Below are 19,358 nucleotides of genomic sequence, written 5' to 3' on the forward strand. Positions count from 1 at the left end.
CAGCCAAGGCGGCAGCGGAGAAGGCGGCGGCGGAAGCGGCGGCCAAGGCGGCAGCGGAGAAGGCGGCGGCGGAAGCAGCAGCCAAGGCGGCAGCGGAAGCGGCGGCCAAGGCGGCGGCGGAAGCGGCGGCCAAGGCAGCGGAGGAGGCGGCGGCCAAGGCGGCAGCGGAGGAAGCGGCCGCCAAGGCGGCAGCGGATGCGGCGGCCAAGGCAGCAGCGGACGCGGCGGCGAAAGCGGCGGCCGATGCGGCAGCCAAGGCGGCGGCCGACGCCGCAGCGAAAGCGGCAGCCGACGCGGCAGCAAAAGCGGCGGCGGACGCAGCGGCGAAAGCGGCGGCCGACGCGGCGGCCAAGGCAGCGGCGGACGCGGCAGCGAAAGCGGCAGCCGATGCGGCGGCCAAGGCGGCAGCGGACGCCGCAGCGAAGGCGGCCGCGGACGCCGCAGCGAAAGCAGCGGCAGACGCCGCAGCCGCAGCAGCGCAGAACGATTCGACCGCGCCGGTGGGCCAGGCGCTCAATTCCACCGTCAACATCATCAACACTGTCACCAGCACGTCGGTCAAGCAGGCCGGTTCGTCTCCCGAGGGCGCCGGCAGCAGCGGCAGCGGCAGCAGCAGCGCCGGCAACAGTGCGCCTTCGGATACCAAGAAGGATGACGGCACGAAGGCAGACAGCAAGGACAGCGGCCCTGCCGGTCTCGCCACGAAAGCCGAGCCGGTCAAAAAACTGTACTGCAACTAAGACCATGGCCGCCCGCATGCCGCTTACTTGCCGCCTCGCCCACAGTTCTGCCCGCCGCCGCGCGCTGGCGGCCGGCCTGCTGCTGTCCGCCCTCGCGGCCCTGCCTGCTGCGGCGCTGGCCGCGCCGGTGGCGGCCACGGTGGTGCAGCTGAGCGGCGCCATGCTGGCGCAGAAGCCGGACGGCAGCGTCAAGCCGCTGGCGCTGCGCTCCGAAGTGGAAAGCGGCGACACGCTGCAGACCCAGGCCGGCGCCTACGCGCAGCTGCGCTTTATCGACAACAGCGAAGTCATCATGAAGCCGTCCACCACCTTGCAGGTGGAGCAGTTCGCTTTTGCGCGCGGCAAGCAAGCCGACGACCAGGCCAGCTTCCAGCTGCTGAAGGGCGGCATGCGCTCGGTCAGCGGCCTGCTGGGCCAGCGCAGCAAGGACAAATTCCTGGTCCGCACGCCCAGCGCCAACATCGGCATCCGGGGCACCACCTTCATCCTGGAATTCGTGGAGGCGGGCGCGGCGCCCGAGCAGGCCGCGCCGCCGTCGGGCAGCGCCATGATCCCGCCCGCGCCGCCGCCGTCCGGCGGTTTGCCGCCCGGCTTGCACGTCTATGTCAGCGAGGGCGGCATCTCCGTGACCAACCAGGCCGGCGTGGGGCAGTACGACCCCGGCCAGTTCGGCTACATCAAGGACTTGACCACCAAGCCGGTGAAAATGACCGCCAACCCGGGGATTCAGTTCAGTCCGCCCGCGTCGTTCGCGCCGCCGCCGCCGCCCGCAGACGCCTACTGAAAGTCCGATTGAACACACATCAGCAGCATCAAAAAAAACCAAGAGCCAATATGACATTGAAATTAGCGCGCTTTTTTGCAGGCAGTGTGCTTGCCGCCGCCGTGACCGCCGCCTGGGCCGCCGAGCCCGATGCCGTGATTCGCTTTGAGATCACCCGTTTCGACGTAACGGGCAACACCCTGTTGCCCGCCGCCGAGGTGGCCGGCCTGGTGGCCCCCTACGCAGGCAAGCAGCGCGACTTCGGCGACGTGCAGCGGGCGCTGGAAGCGCTGGAGGCGGCCTACCAGGCGCGCGGCTACAACGTGGTGACCGTGGAGCTGCCGGAGCAGGAACTGGACCGCGGCGTGGTGCGCCTGAACGTGGTGGAAACCAGGATAGGCCGCGTCAAGGTCAAGGGCAACCAGCATTTCGACGAAGCCAATATCCGCCGCAGCCTGCCCGCGCTGCAAGAGGGCAAGACGCCGAATCTGACGCAGGTGTCCGGCAATCTGCGCCTGGCCAATGAGAACCCGGCCAAGAAAGTGAACCTGAAGCTGCAGAGCAGCGACACCGACGGCGAAGTCGATGCGTCGCTGGAGACGACGGACGAGAATCCCTGGAAGGCCATGCTCAACGCCGACAACACCGGCACCGGGCAGACCGGCAAGACCCACCTGGGCTTCGTGCTGCAGCATGCCAATTTGTGGGGCCGCGACCATGTGGCCAGCCTGCAGTACACCACCACGGCCGAGAAGCCGGGCGCGGTGAAAGTGTACGGCGTGGGCTATCACATTCCCCTGTACAGCCTGAACGACTCGCTGGACTTCTTCGGCAGCTACTCCAACGTCGATTCCGGCACCGTGTCGGCCGGCATCCTCGACCTGGCGGTCAGCGGCAAGGGCGCCGTGTTCGGCACCCGCTATACCCACGGCCTGGCCAAGCGCGGCAACTACGAGTCGCGCCTGGTCTACGGCGTGGACTACAAGGCTTTCAAGAACAGCGTACTGCTGCTGGGGACCAACTTCGGCAACGACGTCACGGTCCATCCGCTGAGCGTGAACTACGTCGCCAGCTGGAGCGGCGGCGGCACCGAACTGGGCGGCTCGGTCACGCTGGTGCACAACGTGGCCGGCGGCTCGCGCGGCAGCCAGAAAGACTTCACCCTCAGCCGTGACGGCGCCAAGGCGGCCTACAACCTGCTGCGCCTGTCGGGCAGCTACAGCCGCAGCCTGCCGCAGGACTGGCAGCTGCGCGCCATCGTCAACGGCCAGCTGACGGCGGACGCGCTGATCCCCGGCGAACAGTTCGGCGCCGGCGGCGCCGGTTCCGTGCGCGGCTTCAGCGAGCGCGAAGTCTCGAACGACAGCGGCCTGAGCGCCAATCTGGAGCTGTACACCCCGGATCTGTGCAAGAACGAGCGCTGGCAATGCCGCGCGCTGGCGTTCTACGACGCCGCCTACGCCAAGCGCAACCACGGGCTGGCCGGCGAGCCGGGCAGCGGCACCATAGGCAGCACCGGCCTGGGCCTGCGCGTGTCGATGGGCGCTTCTGCGAACCTGCAACTGGACTACGGCCACGTGCTGCAGGCCGGGGACACCGGGCATAACGGTGGCAACCGCCTGCATGTGCGGCTGGGCCTGGCCTATTGAGCGCGATGCACTTGCGCGCCTTACACGAAGAATCGGGAATACAAAATGAGTCTGCCTAAAAAACTGTCTGCAACGAAAGCCATGCTGGTGCTGCTGCTGTGGTGCAGCTGCACCCTGGCCCTGGCGGCGCAAGTGGCCGGCACCGTGGTGCAGCTGAGCGGCCCGCTGCTGGCGCGCAAGGCCAGCGGCGCGGTCAAGATCCTGTCGCTGAAGTCCGAGGTGGAAAGCGGCGACACGCTGGTCACCGAGAAGAACACCTACGCCATGGTGCGCTTCATCGACAACAGCGAGATGACGCTCAAGCCGGCCACCACCATGAAGATCGACAGCTACGCCTTCGACAACGCCAAGCCGGACGGCGACGCCGCCAATTTCAGCCTGGTGAAGGGCGGCCTGCGCTCCGTGACCGGCCTGCTGGGCAAGCGCAACAAGGAAAAGTTCGAGCTGAAGACGCCGAGCGCCACCATCGGCATACGCGGCACCACCTTCGTGGCCGAATACGTGCCGCCCGATGAAGAACGCGCCCTGGCCTCGCTGCAGGCCTGGCTCAACGCCAGCACCGCCGCGCTGGGCGACAGCGTGATGCCGGTTGCGCCGCTGCAGCTGGCGCAAGGGCCGCTGCTGCCGCCGCCGCCGGCCGGCCCCCCGCGGTTGCCGGGCCTGTATGTGCAGGTGCTCGATGGCCTGATCCACGTCACCAACCCGTCCGGCAGCTCCAACTTCTCTGCCGGCCAGTTCGGCTTCACGCCCAACTTCAGGCAGCCGCCGGTGCTCGTGCCGCAGAATCCCGGCATGCAGTTCGCGCCGCCGCCCGCTTTCAATATATCGACGCCCGGCAGCAGCACCGCCCCGCCGGGCAAGTCGAACACGGTTGACTGCGAGGTGCGTTAAGCCATGAATATCGGCCAGGCTGCGCAGGCATCGGGCGTGAGCGCCAAGATGATACGCTACTATGAAAGCATAGGCCTGGTCAGCGAGAGCCGGCGCAGCGAGGCCGGCTACCGCATCTACGGCGAGAAGGATCTGCACGCGCTGCGCTTCATCAAGCGCGCCCGCAAGCTGGGCTTCGCGCTGGAACAGATACGCGGCCTGCTGTCGCTCTGGCAGGACAGCGCGCGCGCCAGCGCGGACGTGAAGAAAATCGCGCTATCCCATGTGGACGAACTGAATCAGCGCATCCGCGAGCTGACGGAAATGCGCGACACGCTGGCCACGCTGGCCTCCTGCTGCCACGGCGACCAGCGTCCCGACTGTCCCATCCTGCAAACGCTCAGCGAATAAACATCCACACGGTCAGCGCCGCGCCGACCGCCACCACGAAGCCGCGCATCAGCCGCTCCGGCATGCGGTGGATCAGCCATGAACCGCACAAGCCGCCCGCAATGCCGCCCGCGCACAGCGCCAGCGCGGCCGGCCAGCTGATCATGCCCGAGAACGCGAAAATGGCCGCCGCCGACGCGTTCATCGCCATCGCCAGCATGTTCTTGGTGGCCGTGGCCATGCGGATCTGCTGGCCGGCGATGGTGAGCGCGGCCAGCATCAGGAAGCCGATACCGCCGCCGAAGTAGCCACCGTAGACCGCGATGCAGCTTTGCACCGCCACCAGCGCGCCGGTGGGCATGCCGGCCACCGCGTGCAGCGGCTGGCTGCGGAAACTGCCCCAGGCGAACACCGAGGTGGCGAACAGCACCAGCCACGGCACCAGCTTGGAGAAGAACAGCGGCGGCGTCACCATCAGCAGGATGGCGCCGATCACGCCGCCGCCCACGCTGATGGCGAACAGCTGCTTGAACGACAGCCCGCCCACGCCGCCCACCAGCTTGCGGCCGGCGATGGCCGACGTGGTCTGGCTGGGGAACATGGCGATGGTGGACGTCATATTCGCCGCCACCGGGTTCAGGCCGGCCAGCAGCAGGGTGGGGAAGGTGATGAAGGAGCCGCCGCCCGCGAGGGCGTTCTGCACCCCGGCAAACAGGCCAGCGGCGGCGATCAGCAGGACGGTGTGGAATTCGAGTGGAGGCACGGGAGACATGCCCGATTATAGCCGGGCGCGCACGGCGGCGTAATTCCGGCATCATCCCGGCATAGACTATGCAGGGGAGCGGACGATGGAGTATGAACTGTACTACTGGCCCACCATCCAGGGACGGGGCGAATTCGTGAGGCTGGCGCTGGAGGAGGCGGGGGCCAGCTACCGGGACGTGGCGCGGGGCAAGGGCGGCATGGCGTCCACCGAGGCGGCCATCGACCCCGGCGACGAGCCGCGCGCCGCGTTTGCGCCGCCGGTGCTGCGCGCGGGGCAGTTGCTGATAGGGCAGACTGCCAATATCCTGCTGTACCTGGGCCGCAGGCACGGCCTGGCGCCGCGCGCAGAAGCGGGCTGGCTGTGGGCGCACCAGCTGCAGCTCACCATCGCCGACATCGTCAACGAAGCGCACGACAGCCACCACCCTATCTCCACCAATCTGTACTACGAAGACCAGCGCGAGGCAGCGCAGCAGCGCGCGGCCGATTTCACCGCCGCGCGCATTCCCAAGTTCCTGGCCTACTTCGAGCATATCCTGCAAAACAACGGCGGCCGCCACATGGTGGGCAAGCGCCTCAGCTATGTGGACCTGTCGCTGTTCCAGCTGATCGAAGGCTTGCGCTACGCCTTCCCCAAGGCCATGGCGAAGCAGGAACCCGGCTGGCCCGGTTTAACGGCGCTGCACGCCATGGTGGCGCAGCGTCCCCGCATCGCAGCCTACCTGGCGTCGAAGCGGCGCATTCCCTTTAACGAGGATGGCATTTTCCGCCGCTACCCCGAGCTGGAATAGGCCCTGGCCGGCCTTACTGCGCCGCGCTGACCGGGAAGCCCGCGCCGGCGATGGCCGCCTTCACCGCTTCCAGCGCCGCGCTGGACTCCACCTTCACCTGGCCGGCGGCCAGGTCCACCGCCACGCTGGCCTGCGCATCGAGCGCCTTCACCGCCTTGGTCACGCTGGCCACGCAATGCCCGCAGCTCATCTCTTCCACTTGCAGCTGATACATATCGACCTCCTTGTTGTGATGTAAGTACTGTAGCCCTTCCCACCGTGGGAAGGTCAAGCGTGGCGCAAGCAAGGGCGCTGTGTTATTTTCTTGGCACAACGATATTCAACGGGACGGGCATGAAACAATTATTTTGGCTTGCTGTGGTGGCACTGACTGCATGCAGCAATCCTGCGGAGACCGGCTCGCCGGGCGGCGCGGCCGTCAAGGAGGGCCGGGGCGGGTTTCTTGCTTACGAACACAGCGTTTTTATCGACACCGAGGAGGCGCGCGTGCGGCCGCTGGCGGAGCAACTGCTTGCCGCTTGCCACGCGGACCGCGAGAACAACTGTACCTTGCTTGAGTCCGCGAGCGGCCAGGGGCGCGACCCCAGTGCGCTTGTGAAACTGCGCGCCAAGCCGGCCGGCGTCGCCAAGCTGGTGGCGCTGGCCTCGTCCGGCGGCACGGTGCAAAGACAGCAAGTCCATGTTGACGACCTGGCCAAGTCCGTCATTGACAGCAACAAGCGGCTCGACATGCTCAAGGGCTACGAGCGGAAGCTGAAGGATTTGGAGGGCAAGGCGGGCAATAGCGTCGATGCCCTGATGAAGCTGTCCAAGGAGCTGGCGTCGGTGCAGTCGGAGCTGGAACAGGCGGTGGGGCAAAATGCGCATCTGCTGGAGCGGGTCAATCTGGATCTGCTGACCATCCAGATCGATGCGCGCCAGCACAGATCGTTCTGGTCGCCGATCGGCGCCGCGCTGTCCGGCTTTATGGGCAATTTGTCGCAAGGGGTATCGAGCCTGATTACGGGGCTTGCGTATATCCTGCCATGGCTGCTTGCGGCGTTTGCCGCTTGTCTGGGCGGCCGCAAGCTTTGGCGCAAATTGAGACGCAAATAAAACCCCCGGGGACGAAAGCGGCGTACCTTCCTCTATGGCTCGCGTTTTTGTAGGCCTGTTCCTACGCGGTTCGGACGCTGGCGCGGCAAGCCGCTAACTGCCGGGCTTGCTGGCCTGCGGGAGCTCCAAATTTACGTAAGGCATTGTTTTTGAAAGGAAATTTTTACATATTTCCTTGTTAATGTTTCGTTTTGATCATGCTAGGATGCTTAGGCAGTCTTGTGCGCACACGACAGCTTTCCTGCCTTTCATCCTTTTTTACGGGGGTAATATGATCAAAATGAAATCCATCGCAGTCGCGCTGGCACTGGTGGGCGCCACTGCCGGCGCCAGCCTGGCGCACGCAGCCGACATCAGCCAGACCACCGCCGCCGCACTGACCGGCAACACGGCGCACTTCGGCCGCGACCTGACCGCTTACAGCGTGGGCGACCTGTTCACCGACCGTTTCACCTTCACCAGCGGCAACCTGAGCAACTTCGTCGGCGGCGTGATCTCGGTCTCGCCCGGCGCGGGGCCGCTCAAGAATATCGATATCACCGGCCTGAGCCTGTATAACGCGGCTGGCCTGGTGCTGGGCGGCAGCAACCACGGCAACGGCGCCGCCGATGTGTGGACCATCAATTCCATGGGTCCGCTGAGCGCCGGCAGCTACTATCTGCAAGTGAGCGGCACCGTGCTGTCGGCCAACGACGCCAGCTATGCCGGCCACCTGACCCTGGCGCCGGTGCCGGAACCAGCCACCTACGGCATGATGCTGGGCGGCCTGGGCGTGCTGGGTTTCCTGGCCCGCCGCCGTAAAAATCAAGCTTGATTCCGCAAACATGGCGTGGCGCCTGACGGCGCTATAATAAAAACGGAGGCTCAGGCTTCCGTTTTTACGCCGGGAGATCCTATTTTCCGCTTACTCCGCCTCTTCGCCGCGCTTGCGGCGCTGTGCTGCTGCGCCGCCGCGCCGGTGGCCCGGGCCGCCCTCCTGCCGGCCCAGCTGGCCGTGGTGATCAATGACGACGACCCCAACAGCGTGGAACTGGGCGAGTACTATCGCCGGCAGCGCGGCATTCCGGCCGCGAACATGGTGCACGTGCGCATACCCGGCAAGCCGCGCAAGCTTGGCGCCGCGCAGTTCCGCCAGCTCAAGGACGACATCGACGCCAGGCTGGGCCCGGAGATCCAGGCCGTGCTGATGGTGTGGACCGCGCCTTACGCGGTCGAATGCAACGGCATCACCGCCGCCTACACGCTGGGCCTGGACAGCGCCCTGTGCGCCAAGACCTGCCAGCCCAGCAAACCCAGCGCCTATTTCAACGCCGCCGGGCCTGCCATGGCGCGGCCGTTCAGCGCGCTGGGCATGCGCCTGGCCATGTTGCTGCCGGCCGATTCGGTGGAGCAGGGCAAGGCGCTGATAGGGCGGGGCGTGGCCAGCGGTTTCCGCGTGCCGGCCGCAGGCGCCTACTACCTGGAGACCAGCGAAGTGCAGCGCAACAGCCGCGTGCCGTTCTATCCGCGCGCCGGCGTGCTGGCGCAGCGCAAGCTCACCATCCACCAGCAGAAGGCGGACACGCTCGAAGGCGCGCGCGACATCATGGTGTACCAGACCGGCATGGCCACGGTAGACAAGCTGGACACGCTGGCCTTCCTGCCCGGCGCCCTGGCCGACCACCTGACCTCCTTCGGCGGCGACCTGTACGGCGCCACGCAGATGAGCAGCCTGCGCTGGCTGGAGGCGGGCGCCACCGCCAGCTACGGCACGGTCAGCGAGCCCTGCAACTACTGGCAGAAATTCCCCCACCCCACGGTGCTGCTGCGCCACTACCTGAACGGCGACACCGCCCTGGAGGCCTACTGGAAAAGCGTGTCCTGGCCGGCGCAGGGTGTGTTTATCGGCGAGCCGCTGGCCGCGCCTTATCGCCGCAACTGAGCGCCGCAACTGAGCGCCGCAATTGAGACATTTGTCGGATCGTTACAACTTTAGTCCGTTCGGACTAATGACAAGTCATCAATTTGTCATGTGATTATATTAATATGCAGATAGCAACTATAGAAATCATTTTGTTAACGCCTTCCCACACCAGGACCGCATATGAAACCATCCGCCCCCGCCGCGCCAGGCCGCCTCACCGTGCTGGCCGCCTTGCTGGCCAGCCTGTCCGCTCCCGCCCTGGCCGATTCGGCCGTCGTCATCAGCCAGGTCTACGGCGCGGGCGGCAATGGCAGCGGCGCCACTGGCGCCGTGCTGAAACACGACTTCATTGAACTCTACAACCGCAGCGGCAGCCCCGTGTCGCTCAACGGCTGGAGCGTGCAGTACGCGTCCGCCACCGGCAGCAGCTGGTCGGTCACGCCGCTGACCAACGTCATGCTGCAGCCGGGTCAGTACTACATGGTCCAGGAAAGCGCGGGCACGGGCGGCACCGCCACCACCGTGACGGCCGACAAGGTCGGCACGATTACCATGGCGGCCGGCGCCGGCAAGGTCGCGCTGGCCAACACCACCACCGCCTTCACCGTCGTCAATCCTAGCGGTGCGGCGCTGCTCGACCTGGTCGGCTACGGCAGCACCGCCACCTTCTTCGAGGGCAGCGCGCCGACCGGCACGCTGGGCAACCTGACCGCCGCGCTGCGCAAGGGCAATGGCTGCACCGACACCGACAACAACGGCGCCGACTTCGAAGTGCTGGCGCCGAATCCGCGCAACACCTCCGTGACGCTGGCTTGCGGCGCCACGGTGGTCAAGCCCATCGTCGCCACCTGCCCATCCACGCTGTCCGTCGCGCAGGGCTATAGCGGCAGCGTGCCGCTCACCGCAACCGATGAAGACAGCATCGTCACCAGCGCCAGCATTTCGATCGGCGGCATGGCCGGCATCAGCCTGGACGGCTTCACCGCCGCCGGCGCAGTGGGCGGCACCGCCAGCGTCAACCTGAGCGCGGCGGCCAGCCTGGCCGTCGGCAACTACCCGGTCACCATCGAGTTCGCCAACGACGGCAACCAGTTCGCCACCTGCCCGGTCACCGTCAAGGTCACCGGCCTGGCCAGCGTCACCAAGACCATCCCGCAGATCCAGGGCGCCAGCAACGGCGACACGCCTAGCCCGTTCGCCAACACCGTCCAGACCGCCGAAGGCGTGGTAACACTGAAGGTGTCCAACGGCTTCTTCATGCAGGACCCGGTGGGCGACAACGACGTCACCAGCTCGGACGGCATCTTCGTCTTCACCTCCACCGCGCCGACCGTGCAAGTGGGCCAGATCGCCCGCGTGACCGGCCTGGTGTACGAATACGTGCCGACCGGCGCCAAGCGCTCCTATACCGAGTTCAAGGACGTGAGCGCCGTGGTGCCCATGGGCGACGGCCCGGCCATCACGCCGGTCAACGTCGAACTGGGCGACAACCTGGCGCAGGTGGAAGGCATGCTGGTGCGCTTCACCCGTCCGCTGACCGTCAACCAGGCTGAGTTCCTGGGCGACCGCGGCGAACTGACGCTGGCCAATGGCCGCCTGGAAGTGCCGACCAACCGCTACCCTGCGCGCTCGCCGGAGGCGTATGCGCTGGCGGCCTCCAACGCCGCCGGCATGATCGTGCTGGACGACGGCCTGTTCGTCACGCCCGCCACCATCCCCTACATCGGCCAGGACGGCACCGTGCGCGTGGGCGACACCGTCACCGACCTGGTGGGCGTGATCGACTTCGGCGCCGCCGGCGGCAGCATCACCACCTTCAAGCTGCAGCCGGTATCGCCGCCGGTGTTCTCGCGCACCAATCCGCGCGAAGGCGCACCCGAGCTGGCACCCGGCAACGTGAAAGTGGCCAGCGCCAACGTGCTGAACTTCTTCACCACCTTCACCAACGGCCGCAACGTGGAAGGCCAGACCGTGGCGGGCTGCAAGGTCGGCAGCACCACCACCTTGAGCAACTGCCGCGGCGCCGACAATCTGGTGGAGTTCGAGCGCCAGCGCGACAAGATCGTGGCCGAACTGAAAGCCATCGACGCCGACGTCTACGGCCTGATGGAAATCCAGAACAACGGCGACTACGCGGTGACCTACCTGACCAACGCGCTGAACGCGGCCGTCGGTTCGCCGGTGTACGCCGTGGTGCCTGCGCCGGCCGCCACCGGCACCGACGCCATCCGCGTCGCCATGATCTACAAGCCGTCCAAGCTGACCCTGGTGGGTGGCGCGCTGTCGGACGACGACAGCGTCAACAACCGTCCGCCGATGGCGCAAACCTTCCTGGCCAACAACGGCGAGAAGTTCTCGCTGGTGGTGAACCACCTGAAGTCGAAAGGCAGCTGCCCGTCCGGCACCGGCCTGGACGCCGACAAGGGCGACAGCCAGAGCTGCTGGAACAACACCCGCAAGCTGCAGGCCGCGCGCCTGGTGAACAGCTTCGTGCCGCAAGTGGTGGCCGCCGCCGGCGATCCGGACGTGCTGCTGATCGGCGACATGAACTCCTATGGCATGGAAGACCCGGTCTTCGTGATGACCAACGCGGGCTTCGTCAACCAGCTGGAGCGCTATGTGCGTCCGCAAGGCATGCCTTACTCCTACGTGTTCGGCAGCAATAGCGGCTATCTGGACCACGCGCTGGCCAGCGCCTCGCTGAGCCCGCAAGTGGCCGGCGCCGCCGAATGGCACCTGAACGCCGACGAGCCGACCGTGATCGACTACAACACCGACGGCAAGCCGCAGGACCTGTACAACGCGCTGGCCTACCGCGCCTCGGACCATGATCCGGTGGTGGTGAGCCTGAACCTGCAGCCGAAGTTCGTCGACATCAGCGCCGGCGTCAAGTTCGTGCAGCAGGGCACGGTGTACAACCGCTTCACGCAGAAGTCGGCCGGCGTGATCACCGTGACCAACACCGGCAGCACGCCGCTGACCGGCCCGTTCCAGCTGCAATTGAACGGCCTGGGCAACGGCCTGGTGCTGGACAACGCCAGCGGCAGCTTCGGCGGCGCGCCCTACGTCACGCTGGGCGGCACGCTGGCGCCCGGCGCCACCATGACGGTAGCGCTGACCTTCAGCAATCCGAATAAAGCGGTCGTGACCTTCACGCCCAAGTTCTACACCGGCAGCTTCTAAGGAAAATTAACCATGAATAACTTCTTCAGCAAAACCCTGCGCACTGCGGCGCTCAGCCTGGTGCTGGCGGCCGTCAGCGGCCTGGCCTCGGCCGGCGTCATCGTCTCCGTCGACACCCGGACCTTCGGCGTGGCGGGCGGCTATCTGGACTTCCAGTTCAGTTCCAACGGCAATGGTGTGGAGGCCACGGCCACCATGTCCAGCCTGGTGAACTTCGACGACGCAGTGGTCGACTATAACTTCAATGTTACGCCGCAAGCGGGGGGCTACCTGTTCAGCAATCTGACCCTCACCGAGCTGGCCTTCGCGCTCACGTTCGACAAGGTGCTGTCGTTCGACCTGAGTTTTGCCGGCGGCATAGATCCGGTGTCGGGCTATAAGTCCAACTTCAGCATCAGTGCCTTCGACAGCCTGGGCAATCTGGTTGGCAATTACGATCCGGTGACCGGCGCCATTGCCCAGTACCTGTGGACCCCGCCCACCACGCCGGGCGGCGGCGGCTCGATCGGCAACGGCCCCGGCGATCCGGGCGCGGTGAGCGCCGTGCCGGAACCGTCGGACTGGCTGCTGAGCGGCACCGGCCTGGCGCTGATGGCGCTGGTGCTGCGCCGCCGCCGCGCCACGGCCGGCCTGCCTCGCCAGGATATGGCACTGGCGGCTTGATAGTTTGTTGTATCCGCGCACCGGCCGGTGCGCGCGTCAGCGCCTGAACCATGCGCGCCGTCCCGCCAGGGACGGCGCGTTTTTCATAGGGCGGCCGAAAATTTAGTCGGAAATCCTATGAATCGCGCAATTAAATTGTATTAGTAAGCACTATCCGGGCTGATGCATAGTGTTTCCATGCCATCCCCCATCCTCATCATCGACTGCGATCCGCAGGTCCAGCAGCTGTTGGCGCTGAACCTGCGCCAGGCCGGCCACCAGCCGCTGTGCGCGCTGGACGCCGAAAGCGCGCTGCTGATGCTGGAAACCGTCTCGCCCGCGCTGCTGCTGGTGGAATGGGACTTGCCCGGGCAGTCCGGCCTGTCCCTGCTGCGCCGCCTGCGCGCGCAGCCGCGCACCGAGGATTTGCCCGTCATTATGCTGACCGCGCGCGCCGCCGAGACCGACAAAATCATGGCGCTGGAAAGCGGCGCCGACGACTACATCACCAAGCCCTTCAGCCCGCGTGAAACGCTGGCCCGCATGCACGCGGTGCTGCGCCGCCAGGCGCATGCCGCGCTGCACGCCGGCGCGCAGGACGGCGCCATGGCAGGGAAGGACACGCTGCAGCTGGCCACGCTGCGGCTGGACGCCGCCGCCCAGCGCGTCATCGCAGGCGGGCGCCAGCTCAGTCTCGGGCGGGTGGAGTTCCGCCTGCTGCATTTTTTGATGCGGCATCCGGAGCGCGTGTACAGCCGCGCGCAGTTGCTGGACCTGGTGTGGGGCACGGACGCCTGCCTGGACGAGCGCACCGTGGACGCGCATGTCGGCCGCCTGCGCAACGCCTTGCAGCCCGGCGGCTACCACGACCATATCGAAACCGTGCGCGGCTGCGGCTACCGCTTCACGGCCCGCGTCGCCGCCACTGCCTGAGGCCCGGCGCGCCATGGAGCACACGGTCATCCTGAGCAAGCTGGAGCAGGAGTACCTGCTGGGCGCCATCGAGGCGTCGCTGTCCGTGCGCGAATTGCGCAGCTATTTCCTGTGGACGCAAGGCCAACTGCAAGCGCTGCTGCCGCACCGCGTGATGGTCTGCATGCAGTTCAGTCCGGCAGGCGGTGCGCACGGCGGCTTGCTGCGCACCGAATGCCTGCACGGCACCGTGCTCGACCCGGCGGTGCTCAAGCAGCTGTGCGACCCTGCGCAGGGATTGGCGCCGCGGCTTGCCCGCCACGCCCGTGCGCGCGCCGGCGGGCAGGCCTTGCCGGCCGCTGTCGCCGCCGGTGCCGCCGGTGCCGCCGCCGAGCCGTGGGCCGCATTTGGTCCGGACCTGCAGCGTATGGGCCTGGACAATGTGCTGCTGCACGGCAGCGGCGATCTGCCCGGCGGCGGTACCTGCTTTGCGCTGTTCGGCATGCCCCAGCGGCCCGGTCCGCGCCAGGCGTATTTTCTCGAGCTGCTGCTGCCCCACTTGCACTTCGCCTTGCTGCGCCTGGACGCCGGGCCCGCCGCCGCCCCACCCGAGCGCCCCGTCAGCCGGCGCGAAATGGAAATCCTGCACTGGGTCAGGGAAGGCAAGAGCAACACCGAAGTGGGGCAGATCCTCGGCATCAGCGGCCTCACCGTGAAAAACCATTTGCAGCGCATCTACAAGACGCTGGGCGTCAGCAACCGCACGCAGGCGGTGGCGCGCGGCATGGCGCTGCGGCTGCTGGACGGCGGCGCAGCGCGCGCTTGACGCGGCGCCCGCACAAGCACATGATGGATGATTCCTTCCTCGCCGGTGCCCACCGCCCATGACCATGCGCCTGACCACGCTGCTCGTCCTTGCCGCCGCCGGCGTCTTGCTCGGCTGCGCCGCGCTCGCCGGCGGCAGCGGTGGCGACACCGCGACCCAGCCGCGGTCCGGCGCGGCCGCCTTGCCCGAGCTGCTGCAGCGCCTGCACGCCATGGAGGCCGCCTCCACCTGCACCTCTTCCGCCGGCTGCCATGCGGTGCCGGTCGGCGCGCGCCTGTGCGGCGGCCCGTCGGCCTGGCTGGCCATGTCCTCCGCGCAGATGGCCGCCGCCGCTCCGCTCGCGGAACGCTACACCGCGCTGCGCAAAAGCGCCAACGAGGTGGCTGAGAAAGAGGGCATGGCCTCCACCTGCCAGGCCATTCCGCAGCCTGCCGTCGGCTGCCTCGCCGGCTATTGCCGCACCCTTCCTGGCGGGCCGTCCGGCCGCGCCGACTGACATTTCGATTGTTTCTTCATTTGCGTGAAATTAATTCGCGCTGGAAACATTTTTTGTCGACAAATCTTACAGTTTGAGTTCCTTGCAACCATGCAAATGAATCAACTTCCTGATTCTTTTGAAAATATTTCATAGGCACGGTAAATGCTTAAAGGAACGGACTCAACTAGGGGAGTGGTTGAGGCCGGCAAGTTATCTGTCCACAAGACAAGATAGCTTTCTCAAAACTAAGAAACCATTTATATCCAGGGGATTTCGTGGCTAAATTTACGATAAGCGGTACGAGCAAACTCGTCAAAAAAGCGGCATGCATTGCGGCGCTGGCGGCCAGCAGTTTCGCTCAAGCGGGAGTACTCAATTTTGAAAGCGGCTTTGCCGATTCGCCCATCCTGTATGCGGGCCAAAACCAGTCCACCGGCGACTATTGGATCGAGACCTACGCCTACGGCGCCACGCAGAGCACCGACCTGGCCGGCGTGATTGTCGATGGCTCCACCAACGACCTGTGCATTTCCGGCGGCTGTCCGACCAACAACAAAAGCAACTACTACACCGGCCTGAATGACGGCTATCTGTACTTCGGCCTGAACAGCGGCAGCAACTTCCACCTGAGCTCCCTGCAGGCCAGCTATGTCGGCGCCGACGGCACCACGTTCCCCAGCACCGCGGGCGCACTGCTGATCCAGGGCTTCAACGCAGCCGGCGTTGCCGTGGGCAACTCCCAGACCATCTTCCTGCCTGGCCCGACCGGCGGCGCCTTCAACTTCGCCAGCTACAGCCTGTCGCCGCTGGCGGGCTATGAAGTCAACTTCGTGCGCATCTATGGCTACGGTTGCGACGCCACGGGCAGCTGCAGCCGCACCAATGGCATCGGCAACATTGCACTCGACAACATCGTGACTGTCCCGGAACCCACCAGCATGGCCTTGTTCGGCCTGGGCCTGCTCGGCCTGGGCGCGCTGCGCCGCCGCCGTTCGGCTTGAACCAGTGCTGTTCCATTCTTAATCCATTCCGGGAAAAACCATGAACCTGAACCTGCGTCCAATTTCGCTGGCAGTGCTGGCACTGCTGTCCAGCCTGACCATTAACGCCAGCGCGCAAGAAGAGCGCCGCACCTACATCGTGCAACTGGCAGACCAACCCGCCGCCACCTACAACGGCGGCGTCAATGGCCTGGCTGCGACCCAGCCGGCCCCCGGCGAAGTGTTCGACTTCCGCGCGCCCAGCGTGCAGGAATACATCCGCTATCTGGGCGACCGCAAGACCGAAGTGCTGGCCAGCGTCGGCAACCCCGCCGTCATCGCCAACTATGACGTGGTGCTGAACGGCTTCGCCGTGCAGCTGACCGACGCCGAAGTGCTGGCGCTGAAAAACAATCCGGCCGTGGCCGACGTGCAGGCCGACGCCGTGCGCCGCGTCGACACCATCTCCACCGCGCGCTTCCTGGGCCTGAGCACGAACGGCGGCCTGTGGTCGAAATTCACCGGCGGCCAGCTGGTGAAGGGCGAGAACATGGTGATCGGCGTGGTCGACAGCGGCATCTGGCCGGAAAACCCGGCCTTCGCCGACCGCGTCGACGCCAACGGCAACCCGACCTTCGACGGCTCGGGCACGCTGGCCTACCTGAGCCCGCCTGCCAGCTTCAAGGGCGGCTGCCAGAGCGGCGAGGGCTTCGATGCCGGCCTGCACTGCAACAACAAGCTGATCGGCGCCAAGTACTTCAACGCCGGCTTCCTGGTGTCGTCCAACGGTCCGAAAAAGAACTGGAGCGAATTCTATTCGCCGCGTGACTCCAACATCGGCAGCAACGGCGTCTCGACCGGCCACGGCGGCCATGGCAGCCACACCGCGTCCACCGCGGCCGGCAACGACGGCGCCTTCGCCACCGTCAACGGCGTGCCGATGGGACCGAGCACCGGCATGGCGCCGCGCGCCCGCATCGCCGCCTACAAAGTGTGCTGGACCTACGACGATCCGGCCGCCGAAGACGGCACCAACGCCAGCAACACCTGCTACAACACCGACTCGGTGCTGGCCATCGATGAAGCGGTCAAGGACGGCGTGAACGTCATCAACTACTCGATCAGCGGTTCCCAGACCTCGGTCAACGACCCGGTCGAGCAAGCGTTCTACCGCGCCTCGCTGGCCGGCGTGTTCGTGGCCGCCTCGGCCGGCAACAGCGGTCCGGCGCAAGCGGTGGCCCACGTCAGCCCATGGCTGACCACGGTGGCCGCCTCGACCCACGACCGCAGCACCCAGGCCGACGTCACGCTGGGCAGCGGCGCCAAGTACAGCGGCGCCTCGCTGAACGTCAATCCGCTCGGTTCCGCCCCGCTGATCCGCGCCGAAGACGCCGGCCTGGGCGGCGGCGCCGCCAGCCTGTGCTTCAGCGACGCCGGCGCCGCCGCCGCCCTGGGCCAGGTGAAACTGGATCCGGACAAGGTCGCCGGCAAGGTCGTCGTCTGCACCCGCGGCGAGAACGCCCGTGTCGACAAGAGCCTGGCCGTGCTGCAGGCCGGCGGTATCGGCATGGTCATGGCCGACAACGGCGGCGGCCTGGTCTCGGAAGCGCACTCGGTGCCGACCGTGCACGTGACGGCCGCCGACGGCGCCGCCATCAAGACCTACGCCCAGACGCAAGCGGCCAGCGCCGCCATCAGCGCCTTCGCCATCAAGTCGGCGCCGGCCCCCATCATGGCCGGCTTCTCCTCGCGCGGCCCGAACGCCGGCGACAGCAATATGCTGAAACCCGACCTGACCGCGCCCGGCGTGGACGTGATCGCCAGCGTGACCGCTGCGCTGACCCCGGCCGAACACGCCGCCGTGGCCGCCGGCACCCTGGTGCCGCCAGCGGCCTACGCGTCCTACCAGGGCACGTCGATGTCCAGCCCGCACGTGGCCGGCCTCGGCCTGCTGATGCGCCAGCTGCATCCGGACTGGACCCCGGCCGCCATCAAGTCGGCGCTGATGACCACCGCCTACAGCACCCTGAACGACGGCCTGGCCGGCGCGCAGAACGGTCTGCTGCCATGGTCGCAAGGCGCCGGCCACGTCGACCCGAACAAGGCCGCCGATCCGGGCCTGGTGTACGACCTGAAAAAGCCCGACTACGTGGCTTACCAGTGCAAGGTGAACAAGGCCGCCGTGCAACCGCAAAGCGATTGCACCCTGTACGGCACGCTGGACGAGACCTACAACCTGAACCTGCCTTCGATCACCATCGGCGGCGTGCAGAACAGCGTCACCGTGCGCCGTTCGGTGACCAATGTGGGCGGCGCCAGCGCCACCTACAACGCCACTGCCTCGGTGCCGGGCTTCAGCACGGTGGTCACGCCGTCCAGCCTGACGCTGGCGCCGGGCGAAACCGCCGCCTTCACCGTCAAGCTGACCACCACCAACGCCGCCAACGGCGTGTGGAACTTCGGCAGCCTGAGCTGGACCGACGGCACCCACGTGGTGCGCAGCCCGATCCAGGCCCGCACCGGCAAGTCGATCGCCGGCACCACCCAGCTGACCGGCGACAAGACCTCGGGTACCCGCATCTTCCCGATGAAAGCCACCTTCAACGGCCGCATGACCGCCCTCAAGGGCGGCCTGAAGGCGCCTACCCTGGGCAGCGCGGTGACGCTGACTCCGGGACCGCTGAGCTCGGCCAACCTGAAGCTCGCCTGCGCGGCCGGCAACGACCTGCCGAACGTGAAGGTGTACAACGTGGCGATTCCCGCCGGTACCGTTGCGGCCCGCTTCGCACTGCGCGATGCGGACGTCGGCAGCGCCGGGGACGACAACGACATGGGCGTGCTGACCCCGTCCGGCGCCTGGATCTATTCGGGCAACGACGGCAGCAACGAGTCGGCGCAGATCGCCGGTCCGGACGCGGGCAACTACAAGGTGTGCGTAACGGCCTACGGCGGCGGCGCCAGCATGTCGCACAAGCTGCAATCGACCGTGGTGAGCACGGCGGATGTGGGCGGCAAGTTCACCGTGGTGCTGCCGGGTAAAGTGGTGGCCAACGTGGCCGCCAGCATCGTCGCCACCTGGTCCGGCCTGGCCAACGATACCTCCTATCTGGGCGGTATCCAGTTCCAGGATCTGAACGGCAACGTGCAGACCACCACCATCGTCAACATCAACACCGGCTCGGCCAGCATTCCTGTGGCGGAAACGGAACGCACGCGCTCGAAACTGATCGACTAATTGTCGCTCGGCAAGAGCCGTAAATCACAGCCGCGCGGGCGTGTCCCGCGCGGCTGTTTTTATTGCGGAAAACGTTGTCGAATGCTTAAACCCCGTGGTAGGCTAGGCGGATTCAGCCTAGAGTAGTAAATAAGGA

At 66.6% G+C, this 19,358-nt stretch carries 17 protein-coding genes and 1 pseudogene; 16 read left to right on the plus strand and 2 right to left on the minus strand.

Features of this window, described 5'->3' with window-relative positions; translation table 11 throughout:
* From AC07S4_RS27955 to cueR, 5 genes and pseudogenes are all read left to right on the plus strand, one after another.
* A pseudogene (locus AC07S4_RS27955) lies at positions 1-740 on the plus strand (hypothetical protein); the annotation flags it as partial.
* A gap of 4 nt (positions 741-744) precedes the next feature.
* Positions 745-1,524 carry a FecR family protein gene (locus AC07S4_RS27960; RefSeq protein WP_494989710.1) on the plus strand — a complete coding sequence of 260 codons (780 nt, stop codon included), beginning with the start codon at positions 745-747 and terminating at the stop codon, positions 1,522-1,524.
* A gap of 50 nt (positions 1,525-1,574) precedes the next feature.
* Complete coding sequence (locus AC07S4_RS27965) at positions 1,575-3,152, plus strand: ShlB/FhaC/HecB family hemolysin secretion/activation protein (RefSeq protein ID WP_494989711.1); 1,578 nt, start codon at positions 1,575-1,577, stop codon at positions 3,150-3,152.
* 45 nt (positions 3,153-3,197) lie between these two features.
* Positions 3,198-4,043, plus strand: coding sequence for a FecR family protein (locus tag AC07S4_RS27970; protein WP_494989712.1), 846 nt, complete (start codon positions 3,198-3,200; stop codon positions 4,041-4,043).
* A 3-nt stretch (positions 4,044-4,046) separates the two neighbouring features.
* Positions 4,047-4,433: a Cu(I)-responsive transcriptional regulator gene (gene cueR, locus AC07S4_RS27975; protein WP_161072645.1), complete on the plus strand. Its 387-nt coding sequence runs from the start codon at positions 4,047-4,049 to the stop codon at positions 4,431-4,433.
* On the opposite strand, the gene AC07S4_RS27980 is transcribed toward cueR, so the two are convergent.
* On the minus strand, positions 4,423-5,184 hold the full coding sequence (locus AC07S4_RS27980; protein ID WP_494989713.1) for a sulfite exporter TauE/SafE family protein: 762 nt from the start codon (positions 5,182-5,184) through the stop codon (positions 4,423-4,425). The genes cueR and AC07S4_RS27980 overlap by 11 nt on opposite strands.
* 76 nt (positions 5,185-5,260) lie before the next feature.
* Between AC07S4_RS27980 and AC07S4_RS27985 the strand changes: the two genes are divergently transcribed.
* On the plus strand, positions 5,261-5,968 hold the full coding sequence (locus AC07S4_RS27985; RefSeq protein ID WP_494989714.1) for a glutathione S-transferase: 708 nt from the start codon (positions 5,261-5,263) through the stop codon (positions 5,966-5,968).
* Between the two features lie 13 nt (positions 5,969-5,981).
* Here AC07S4_RS27985 and AC07S4_RS27990 read toward each other — a convergent pair whose 3' ends face one another.
* Complete coding sequence (locus tag AC07S4_RS27990) at positions 5,982-6,182, minus strand: heavy-metal-associated domain-containing protein (RefSeq protein ID WP_494989715.1); 201 nt, start codon at positions 6,180-6,182, stop codon at positions 5,982-5,984.
* A gap of 119 nt (positions 6,183-6,301) precedes the next feature.
* Here AC07S4_RS27990 and AC07S4_RS27995 point away from each other — a divergent pair, with 119 nt between their 5' ends.
* From AC07S4_RS27995 to AC07S4_RS28040, 10 genes are all read left to right on the plus strand, one after another.
* Entirely contained in the window at positions 6,302-7,063 is a 762-nt protein-coding gene (locus tag AC07S4_RS27995; protein ID WP_494989716.1) for a DUF4349 domain-containing protein, read from the plus strand.
* Positions 7,064-7,343: 280 nt separating this feature from the next.
* Entirely contained in the window at positions 7,344-7,877 is a 534-nt protein-coding gene (locus tag AC07S4_RS28000; RefSeq protein WP_494989717.1) for an FxDxF family PEP-CTERM protein, read from the plus strand.
* 144 nt (positions 7,878-8,021) lie between these two features.
* Positions 8,022-8,984 (plus strand): TIGR03790 family protein, encoded by a 963-nt coding sequence (locus tag AC07S4_RS28005; RefSeq protein ID WP_494989718.1) that lies wholly within the window; start codon positions 8,022-8,024, stop codon positions 8,982-8,984.
* 162 nt (positions 8,985-9,146) lie between these two features.
* Entirely contained in the window at positions 9,147-12,149 is a 3,003-nt protein-coding gene (locus AC07S4_RS28010; RefSeq protein WP_494989719.1) for an ExeM/NucH family extracellular endonuclease, read from the plus strand.
* Between the two features lie 12 nt (positions 12,150-12,161).
* Entirely contained in the window at positions 12,162-12,812 is a 651-nt protein-coding gene (locus AC07S4_RS28015; protein ID WP_494989720.1) for an NF038129 family PEP-CTERM protein, read from the plus strand.
* Positions 12,813-12,989: 177 nt separating this feature from the next.
* On the plus strand, positions 12,990-13,724 hold the full coding sequence (locus AC07S4_RS28020; protein WP_494989721.1) for a winged helix-turn-helix domain-containing protein: 735 nt from the start codon (positions 12,990-12,992) through the stop codon (positions 13,722-13,724).
* A gap of 13 nt (positions 13,725-13,737) precedes the next feature.
* Complete coding sequence (locus AC07S4_RS28025) at positions 13,738-14,529, plus strand: LuxR C-terminal-related transcriptional regulator (protein ID WP_494989722.1); 792 nt, start codon at positions 13,738-13,740, stop codon at positions 14,527-14,529.
* A gap of 58 nt (positions 14,530-14,587) precedes the next feature.
* On the plus strand, positions 14,588-15,025 hold the full coding sequence (locus AC07S4_RS28030; protein WP_494989723.1) for a hypothetical protein: 438 nt from the start codon (positions 14,588-14,590) through the stop codon (positions 15,023-15,025).
* Between the two features lie 257 nt (positions 15,026-15,282).
* On the plus strand, positions 15,283-16,008 hold the full coding sequence (locus tag AC07S4_RS28035) for an NF038120 family PEP-CTERM protein (protein ID WP_494989724.1): 726 nt from the start codon (positions 15,283-15,285) through the stop codon (positions 16,006-16,008).
* Positions 16,009-16,048: 40 nt separating this feature from the next.
* The gene (locus AC07S4_RS28040; protein WP_494989725.1) at positions 16,049-19,222 is read left to right on the plus strand and encodes a S8 family serine peptidase; all 3,174 of its coding nucleotides are present in this window, start codon (positions 16,049-16,051) and stop codon (positions 19,220-19,222) included.
* The last annotated feature ends 136 nt before the right edge of the window (positions 19,223-19,358 follow it).

Source organism: Pseudoduganella sp. GW821-FHT05F09, from assembly GCF_059419605.1.